This window comes from Streptomyces sp. NPDC059582 (assembly GCF_042735715.1).
Taxonomy (GTDB): Bacteria; Actinomycetota; Actinomycetes; order Streptomycetales; family Streptomycetaceae; genus Streptomyces.
In genome coordinates this window covers 19751-28594 of sequence record NZ_JBHWCC010000037.1, presented here as the reverse complement: position 1 = coordinate 28594, position 8844 = coordinate 19751, and the positions used below count along the sequence as shown (strand labels likewise).

Annotated in this window: 6 protein-coding genes; 2 read left to right on the top strand and 4 right to left on the bottom strand. The window is 72.4% G+C overall.

What is annotated here, in order from left to right:
- The 4 genes from ACFV0T_RS27725 to ACFV0T_RS27710 form a co-directional block, all read right to left on the bottom strand.
- A partial coding sequence (locus tag ACFV0T_RS27725) for a beta-ketoacyl synthase N-terminal-like domain-containing protein (RefSeq protein ID WP_385784589.1) occupies positions 1–3340 on the bottom strand: 3340 nt, incomplete at its 3' end.
- A 99-nt stretch (positions 3341–3439) separates the two neighbouring features.
- The gene (locus ACFV0T_RS27720; RefSeq protein ID WP_385784586.1) at positions 3440–4444 is read right to left on the bottom strand and encodes a thioesterase domain-containing protein; all 1005 of its coding nucleotides are present in this window, start codon (positions 4442–4444) and stop codon (positions 3440–3442) included.
- Positions 4428–4694, bottom strand: a complete 267-nt coding sequence (locus tag ACFV0T_RS27715) for an acyl carrier protein (protein WP_385784583.1) — start codon at positions 4692–4694, stop codon at positions 4428–4430. The genes ACFV0T_RS27720 and ACFV0T_RS27715 overlap by 17 nt, the downstream gene beginning before the upstream one ends.
- A gap of 23 nt (positions 4695–4717) precedes the next feature.
- Positions 4718–6013, bottom strand: coding sequence for an NAD(P)/FAD-dependent oxidoreductase (locus tag ACFV0T_RS27710; RefSeq protein ID WP_385784580.1), 1296 nt, complete (start codon positions 6011–6013; stop codon positions 4718–4720).
- Positions 6014–6528: 515 nt separating this feature from the next.
- Here ACFV0T_RS27710 and ACFV0T_RS27705 point away from each other — a divergent pair.
- Positions 6529–6957: a DUF3291 domain-containing protein gene (locus ACFV0T_RS27705; RefSeq protein ID WP_385784577.1), complete on the top strand. Its 429-nt coding sequence runs from the start codon at positions 6529–6531 to the stop codon at positions 6955–6957.
- 125 nt (positions 6958–7082) lie between these two features.
- Positions 7083–8576 (top strand): MFS transporter, encoded by a 1494-nt coding sequence (locus ACFV0T_RS27700; protein ID WP_385784574.1) that lies wholly within the window; start codon positions 7083–7085, stop codon positions 8574–8576.
- Positions 8577–8844: the final 268 nt, after the last annotated feature.

Genomic DNA, 8844 nt, shown 5'->3' with positions numbered 1-8844 from the left:
ACATCTCCACCGGATAACCCGTCTTCTCCGCCACCGCCCCCATCAACGCCTCCATCACACCGGCCACCGCAACAACCGGGCTCTCGGCAACGGCGACAGGCGCAACAACAGCCACGGGAACGGGAGCCTGAGGCTCGGCCACGGGTGTGGGTGCCGGCGCGGGAGCGGGCGCCGGCGTCTCCCCTCCCCCGTTGCCGCGCAGTGCGTCCAGCAGCAGTCGCGTGGAGCGTTCGTGGGCCACGCCGATCGCCGCGCCGTGTTCCTGGATGAGGCGCAGGGCGGCCTCCGTGTCGGGGTGACCTCCGGAGCGGACGGTCTCCTCCAGGGAGCGGACCGAGGCGTGGACGGTGTCGGCGTGGGCGGTGAGGATCTCCGCCTGGAGGGCGAGGCCCTCCTGGAGTACGGCCTCGACGCCGCCCTCCGCCGCGGGGGCGGGTGTCTGCGCGACGGCCGCCGGGGCCACCACCGGGACCTCGGCCGGGGCCGCGGGCAGGGCCGCGGGCAAGGCAGGTATCGGCTCCGACAGTGCCGCGCGGTAGGCCGAACGGCGTTCCTCCGTCACGTAGTTGATCCCGCGCAGGCCGATGTTCAGACCCTTGCGGACCGGCTGCTCCGGGTGCGGGGCGACGTACTCGTCCAGGCCGGTCAACGGCAGACCCAGGACGGCGAGTTCGAGAGCCGCGCGCTTCAGGGAGAGCTCTCCGTCCTTGGAAGGGCCGCCGTCCACCGCGAGGGTGACCACGTCGGTGCGGCCTTCGAGGATGCGGTCGATCAGGTCGGTCAGCACCCGCTTGGGGCCGAACTCGACGAACACGCGGAAGCCGTCGGCGTACATCTGCTCGATGCCCGCGAGGAAGTCGACGGGCTGGAGCAACTGGTCGACGAGGGTGCGCCGGTTGGCGGCGGGGTCGGCGCCGTACGACGAGCCGGGAGTGTTGGCGTAGACGGGGATCGTCGGGACGCCGAGCCCGGTGCGGTCCACGGCCTCGCGGAACGCGTCGGCGGCGTGGGCGACGAAGCCGGTGTGGAAGGCCGCGGAGACCGGAAGGCGCTTGGCGGGGACCCGGCGGCCGGAGGCGTCGGCGACGAGCCGGTCGATCTCGTCCGTCGGACCGCCGACGACGATCTGGCCGGGAGCGTTGATGTTGCAGATGGCGACGCTGCGGTAGGTCGCCATCAGTCCCTGGACGTCGGTGAGGGAGGCGCGGATGGCGGCCATGGCACCGGGGTCGAAGTCGGCGGCGGCCCGCTCGGGCGGGGCCATGGAACGGCCGCGGGCGCGGGCGAGTTCGGCGAACCGCGCGTCGTCGAGGGCGCCGGCCGCCCACAGGGCGGTGAGTTCGCCGAAGCTGTGTCCGATGACACCGTCGGGGCAAAAGCCCAGTTCGCGCAGCCAGGCGTACTGGCCGGAGGCGAGGGCGCCGATGGCGGGCTGCGCGTAGTCGGTGCGGCGCAGGGCCGCCTCCTGGTCGCGGCGGGCGGAGTCACTGAAGGCCGGTGGCGGGAAGACCGTACGGGCGAGGGTGTCGGGGCCCTCGGTGAGCCGGTTGGCACGGTCGTAGGCGGCGCGGACGGGGGGCAGCGCGAGTGCCGCCTGACGGCCCATGCCGACGTACTGGCTGCCCTGGCCCGCGAACACGGCCGCCGTCTTCAGCGGGCTGGGCAGTGCCGCGCGGCGGTACGTGATGCCCTTGGGGTGCTGCCAGGACTCGGCGTCGGGGCGGGCGCGCAGCGTCTCCACCGCCGTGGTGCGCAGCTCGGCGAGATCCTCGGCGGTCCGGGCGATGACGCCGATACGGGCGTGGTTCTCGGGTATCGGGCCGGGTTCGGCGGGTGCGGCGCCGTTCTCGATGCGCGCGGCCAGCGCCTCGGGACCGGCCGCGTGCCACAGGCCCCAGTGCGCCTCCGGGCCGAGGACCTTGGCCTCGGGACCGGCCGCGGTGTGCTCCTCCAGCACCATGTGGAAGTTGGTGCCGCCGAAGCCGAAGGAGGAGACGGCGGCGCGGCGCTTGCCGCGTTCGGGGTCCTGGACCCAGGGGCGGGCCACGGTGTTGACGTAGAACGGGGTGTTCACGGGGTCGACGGCGGTGCTCGGCGTCTCGACGTTGATGGTGGGCGGCAGCACCTTCTGGTGCAGGGCCAGCGAGAGTTTGATGAGGCTCGCGGCGCCCGCCGCGGCCTTGGTGTGCCCGATCTGGGACTTGACGCTGCCGATGGCGGCGTAACCGTGGTCGTCGGTGCCGGCCGAGACGACCGAGGAGAGCGCGGACAGTTCGGTGTGGTCACCGACCGCCGTGCCCGTGCCGTGCGCCTCGAACAGCTCGATGGAGCCGACGGAGACGCCGGCGTCCTCGTAGGCGCGGCGCAGGGCGAGTTGCTGGCCCTCGGCGCGCGGGGCGTAGATGCTCTTGAAGCGGCCGTCGCTGGAGGTGCCGATGCCGCGCAGTACGGAGTAGACGCGGTCGCCGTCGCGTTCGGCGTCGGCGAGGCGCTTGAGCGCCAGCATGCCGATGCCCTCGCCGATCAGGGTGCCGTCGGCGGACTCGTCGAAGGGGCGGATCAGCTGCGTCTTCGAGAACGCCGGGGTCTTGCTGAAGCACATGTACATGAGAATCGTGTTCTCGGCGTCGCAGCCGCCGGTGATCATCATGTCGGCGCGGCCCTCGATGAGTTCGCTGGCCGCGAGCTTGACGGCGGCGAGTGAGCTGGCGCAGGCGGCGTCGACGGTGCAGTTGGTGCCGCCCAGGTCGAAGCGGTTGGCGATGCGGCCGGCGACGACGTTGCCGAGCATGCCGGGGAAGGAGTTCTCCTCCCACGGGATGTACGCCTTCTTGAACCGTCGGGCGATCTCCTCCGCGTCCTGCTCGCTCAGGCCGACGCTGCGCACGACCTCCTTGAGGACGGGTGTCTGCAGGCGCGCGGACAGCGGCTGGGTGAGCGAGTTGGCGCCGGTGACGCCCAGGACCACGCCGGTGCGGGAGGCGTCGTACCAGTTCGCGGTGTCGGCGCCGGCGTCGCGCAGCACGTCCCGGGCCACGGTCAGGGACAGCAGCTGGAGGATGTCGGTGACCTCCAGGGTGTTCGGCGGCAGGCCGAACTCCATGGGGTTGAAGGCGATCTCGGGCAGGAAGCCGCCGCGCCTGACGTAGGTCTTGTCCTCGGCGGCCGGGTCGGGGTCGTAGTAGTCCTCGGGGTTCCAGTGGGTGGCCGGAACGTCCTCGATGCAGTCGTTGGCGTCCACGATGTTGTGCCAGAACTCGCGCAGATCGCGTGACTTGGGGAAGAGGCCCGCCAACCCGACGATCGCGATCGGCGTCTCTGCCAGACGTGAGTAGTGCACGATGGTCCTCCGATGGTCCTGTCGGGCTTGCGCGTCGTGGCGTCGCGGACTTCGAGTACGTGGGACATGTGGTGCGGTGCGGTGCGGGGACGGCAGGGCTCAGCCCGTCCGTGGAGCGGTGGTGTGCGCCGGGCCGTCGAGCAGGGCGGCGAGCGCGGCCACGGTCCGCGGTTCCTGGAGCAGCGTGTAGTGGTCGCCGGGGACGTCCAGCCGGACCAGCGGGCGGCCGCTGAGCTGCGACCAGCCGAGGTCGGGGCTCTCCGGCAGGAGCGAGCGCTCCGGTTTGACCACGGTGACGGTGCGGTCGAGCGGGTCGGGCAGGTATCCGGCCGTGCACCGGGTGTTGCGGACGAGGCCGGCCCGGAAGGCGCCGAACAGCTTGCGCAGGCCCGCCTCGCCGGTGTCCGCGGGCAGCACGCCCTGGGCCACGGCCGTGTCGAGGAGGACGCCCAGGCCGTCCTCCTCGACACGGCGGCCCTCGAACGCCCGCGGGTCGACGGTGAGCCGTCGGCCGCGCCTGGCGCCCAGGTACATCGCGAACCAGTCGAGAAGCCGGGCCGGTTCGAGTTCCTCCTCGGCGCGCGCGAACGCGGCGATCGGCGCGATCGAGTCGAGCACGACGAGCGCCTCCAGGGTGTCGCCGAGTCCCCGCGCGTCGAGCCGGGCGGCGATCTCGTAGGCGACGACCCCGCCGAAGGACCAGCCGACCAGGGTGAAGGGCCGCTCGGTGAGCCCGGCCGCGGTCAGCTCGGCGAGGCACAGCGCGGCGAGCTCGCCGACCCCGGCGACGGGTGCCGTCGGGTCCAGGCCCGCCGCGAAGTAGGCGGGGACGGTGCCGAGATCGCACACGTAGGGTGCGCTGTCCTCGGACAGCCGGGCCGCGAGGCCCTGCCACACCGTGGACGGCAGAGCGCCTGGATGGATGGCGCACACCGGCCGCACGGCCGGATCGAGCGCCGCCCCCACCACCGGTTCCGCCACCACAGCCGCCGGAGCCGTCACCGGAACCGCCGTCGGGTCCGCTCCCCGGCCGCCGGGCCCGCGCACCGCTGTCAGCAGGAATTCGCGGGCGGCCTGCCGGAAGGGGTCAGGCCGCAGCGACATGGCGGTCGCTCTCCTCGGCGATGTGCTCGGCGAGCGCGGCGATGGTCGGGTGGTACCACAGCGCCGTCGCCTCGAGTTCGAACCCGAGCCACTTCTCCAGCTCGCCGGCGAGGATCAACGCCTCCGTCGAGTCGAGGTCGAACTCGTCGAAGTAGCGCTCGACGTCGATCCGGTCCTTGTCGACGCCGAGCCGGACGGCGAGCTTCTCGACCAGCCAGGCCTGTGCTTCTTCGGCGGTGACACGCTGCATGGGGAGTCCCCTCGATTCGTAGGTCACTGGTGCGCGAGGCGTATCTCTTGGGCGACGGCTTCGGCGGCCTTGCGCCCGGAGACGAATCCGGCCTCGTGGGAGCCGATGAGGTCGACGCCGATCCGCGGTGCGTGGAAGTAGGAGCCGGCCAGTTTGACCCGGCCGCCGGGTGCGTTGACGTCGTAGACCGTGCGCTGCATGGCCCGGACGTCCAGGTCGATGACGGGGTGGGTGAACGGCAGCTCGCGCAGCACGAGTTCGTCCCGCGGGGCGATGGGCGAGTCGAGCGTGACGAAGTAGTCGTGCCGGGCGGTGAAGCCCTGGAGGGCGTTCATGTAGTAGGCGACCCAGGTGCGCGGACCGCCGTCGACCGTCTTCACTCCGTAGTTCCAGCTCTGCCAGCGCTCGCGGCGGGGCGGCATGCTGGAGGGGTCGGTGTGCAGGATCGCCCGGGTGGAGCTGTAGCGGACCTTGCCGAGGATCTCCGTCTGGCGGGGGGTCGGGCGCTCCAGCAGGGCGAGGGTCTCGTCGGCGTGCGCGGCGAGTACGGCGTAGTCGTAGCGCTCCTCGCCGGCCGCGGTGGCGACGAGGACCGTGCCGTCGGGCTCCTCGCGGACGCGGGTGACGGGCCTGCCGGTGCGGACCCGGCCGTTGACGGCGGCGACGACCCGGCGGACGTACTCGACGCTGCCGCCCGACACCGTCTTCCAGGCCACCGAGCGGCCGCCGAGGCCGCCGGGGTCGTGGGACATGAAGAAGGCGATGACGGTGGTGGCGGGCATCTCCCAGATGAGTTCCGCGGGCACCGACCAGACGGCGGTGGCGAGCAGCACGACATAGCCGTACTTGAAGGCGTCGGTGTAGCCGCCGCGGTCGAGGTAGTCGCCGAGCGACAGGTCGGTGCGTTTGCGCAGGAAGTCCCGGGGTGCCTCGCGGTGGAAGCGTTCCGCGTCCCGCCACAGGGGGAGGAAGTCCGCCGGGTAGCGGGCGGTGATCTCGTCCTCGGAGAGCTCGAACTCGGCGGTCCCGTAGTCGTACCCGCGGTCCAGGTCGAAGAAGTCGAAGCCGCCGGTGTGGTCGAGGGCGGTCGCGCCGAGCTTCTCGAAGAACGCGGTGAGGTCGGGGTACGTGCGGGCGTTGAAGACCACGAAGGCGGTGTCGACGCCGATCGTCCGGCCGTCCTCGTCGACCTCCACGGTGTGGGCGTGACCGCCGGGGCGGTCCTGGCTCTCGTAGACGGTGACGTCGACGTCTTCCGGCAGGTGATAGGCGGCGGAGAGGCCGGATATTCCGGCTCCGACGACAGCGACTCGGGTCATGGCAGGTCAGCACCTCGGCTCGAACGGTTGTCTGGAACGGTCACGTTGTGGAAACGGGCTCGTTGAGCGACGGCCGACGCGCAGAGGGCTGATACCTCTGAAGGGGTTGGCGATCCGCGAGTTGCCCGGCGGATGGCGCAGAAGAACCGTAGGCCGGGCCGGAAAACGAGGTCAAACAGTCGATCGGCGCGCGGGAATCGGCGATCGAAGGCTCCGATGGCGGCCCGGCCGGGGTGTCCGGATCGGTTCGCGGCGGCCACCGCGGGCGCGCGCACGGACCACCGCGGGCGCGAGCACGAACCACCGCGGGCGCACGCGCGACAGGCGAGCGCGACAGGCGGGCACATGCGTGGAACACCGGCCGGGACACGGGCCGTCGGGCCCGGTCGGAGGCGTCCGGAATTCGCCGCCGCGGGGGTGTCCGGATCTTCGCCCGCGTGGACTCTTATGGGGTGGCGGGCCGTCCCGCCGCGACGGCGGCCCGTGCCGTCACCCACGAGCGGAGGAGAGACCCGATGCCCACCATTCCCTGGCTGCCCGGCGCCGACAAGGACGCGGCGGCTCCCGAGGGTGCCACGGGCCTGCCCCTGGTCATGGCCTCGCGACTGGAGCTGCGTTCGCTGTGGTCCGTGCCCAGCTTCTTCCTGCTGTCGCTCATCGTGTTCCAGCAGGTACGGCGCTCGCCGGGGGTGATCGGTGCCTCTCTTCAGGCCGAGCCGCTGAAGCGGACGTTCTGGACGCTGTCGGCGTGGCGGGACCAGGACGCCCTGAACGCCTTCAACCGCACCGACCCGCACGCGAAGAGCGTGCGCCGGCTGCGTCCGGGGATGAAGGGCTCTGTGTTCGTGTTCTGGAACACCGAGCGGGACCAGCTCCCGATCTCCTGGGACGAGGCCAAGCGGCGGCTGGACCAGCAGGCCGACAAGGAGGCACAGGCGACATGAGTACGGTTTCGGCCGAGTCCGGGGACACCGAGTCGGGGAACCCGTCGGCCCCGTCAGCACCCTCGGCCCCGTCAGCACCCTCGGCACCCTCGGCACCCTCGGCTCCGTCAGCCCCTTCGCCACCGGTGATCCCGCACGACCGTCTCATCCTGCTGGCCGCCTGCCTGGGGCTGTTCATGTCCTTCATCGAGGTGACGGCGGCCATCTCGACCCTGCGGGCGCTCCAGGTGGACATGGCGGTGGCGCCCGCCGACCTGAGCTGGGTGTCCAGCACGTACACGCTCGTGGTCGCGGCCTGCGTCCTGTCCGGCGGCGCGCTGGGCGAGCGGTTCGGCCGGCGCCGGGTGTTCCTCACCGGTGCCGTGCTGCTCGCGGCGGGCTCGCTGGTGGTGGCGACCGCGGGCGCCTATCCGCAGGTCCTGGTGGGCCGGGGCATCAGCGGACTCGGCGGCGCGCTGGTGCTGCCCACCTCGCTGGCCGTCATCACCACGACCTTCTTCGTCGATCTGCCGCGCATGCTGCGGTACATCGCGATCTGGGTGTCCGTCTCCGGCGTCGGCCTCGCCGTGGGGCCGCTGCTGGGCGGCCTGCTGCTGGAGTGGTCGAGCTGGCGCGCGGTGTATCTGGTGAACACGCCGCTGGCGGTGGTCACGGTACTGGTCACGCTGCGCGCGGTGCCCGAGTCGAAGGTGCCGGGCCGTCCACTGGACCTGGCCGGTCAACTCTGGGCGGTACTCGGCCTGTCCACCCTGGTCTACGGCATCGCGGTCGGCGGCCGTTCGGGGTACGACGACCCGGTCGTGGTCGCCGTCCTCGCGGTGGCCGCCGTCTCCCTGACCGCGCTGGTCCTGACCGAGCGGCGGACGGCGGCGCCGATGCTGGACGTGCGGATGATGCGCAACGCCCGCTACACGGCCGCCCTGTGCGTGGCGGCCGCGGCCCTGTTCGTGTTCGTCGGCGTGGTCTTCCTGGAGGTGCTCTTCCTTCAGCGGGTACGGGACTTCGGGCCGCTCGGCACCGGGTTACGACTGCTGCCGGCGATGCTCGCCTTCGTGGCGGCCACGGCGACGGCCCAGCGTCTGGCGGGCCGGGTCCGGGCGGGCCGGCTGCTGGCGGGCGGTTCGCTGCTCACGACGGTCGCGGCGCTGGTGCTGCTGCGGCAGCAGGCGGACGGCGGCTACGCGGTGACCGCGGTCGGCCTGGTCCTGGTGGGCCTGGGCAGCGGCCTGGTGGTCGCGCCGTCGACGGCCGCCGCCTTCGAGGTGGTGGAGGGCGCCCGGATGGGCGCGGCCTCTTCGGCCGTGACGGCGTTCAGGCAGGTCGGCTCGGTGCTCGCGACGGCGGTCCTGGGTGCCGTACTGGCCGTGCGGTTCCTCGGCGCCCTGCCGGACCGCCTGGCCGCACACCATCTGCCGGCCCCGGTCGTGGCGCAGGTGACGGCCGTGGCCCGCGGCGGGGGCAGCAGTTCGGGGCGCTCGACGCCGCCGATCGCGGACTCCGTGCGGGAGGCGTTCACAGCAGGTGTGCACAGTTCGCTGTGGGTGGTCGCGGGCGTGGCCTTCGTGGCCGCCGTCCTCGCCTCGGCACTGCTCGCGGGGCGCCGCCCGGCTGTGGATTAGGAGCGCCGCGGCCCAACGAACGGCTCCCGACCGCCGGTTGTGTGGGCCATCTCTCCCCGGCGCGGCAGAACCGCAGGTCAGAGGCGGTCTGCCGCGCTGTCGCGCACCTCGGCACGCCCCCCGGACGGCCCATCCGAGTGGCAGCGGCAAGGGCCCGAGCCTAGCGTCGTACTAAGATTTCCGGTTTGTTACGGTGCCGAGCCGGACAACCCCAGGCAGACCTGCGGGCCCGTCGGCGCCCCGGAGGCTTCCGGGATCGAGACGCGAG

What these genes read in the sequence shown, in the direction of transcription:
- ACFV0T_RS27720 (WP_385784586.1), bottom strand. Translation starts at nt 4,444, where the DNA reads ATGTCGCTGCGGCCTGACCCCTTCCGGCAGGCCGCCCGCGAATTCCTG.
- ACFV0T_RS27705 (WP_385784577.1), top strand. Translation starts at nt 6,529, where the DNA reads ATGCCCACCATTCCCTGGCTGCCCGGCGCCGACAAGGACGCGGCGGCT.
- ACFV0T_RS27710 (WP_385784580.1), bottom strand. Translation starts at nt 6,013, where the DNA reads ATGACCCGAGTCGCTGTCGTCGGAGCCGGAATATCCGGCCTCTCCGCC.
- ACFV0T_RS27715 (WP_385784583.1), bottom strand. Translation starts at nt 4,694, where the DNA reads ATGCAGCGTGTCACCGCCGAAGAAGCACAGGCCTGGCTGGTCGAGAAG.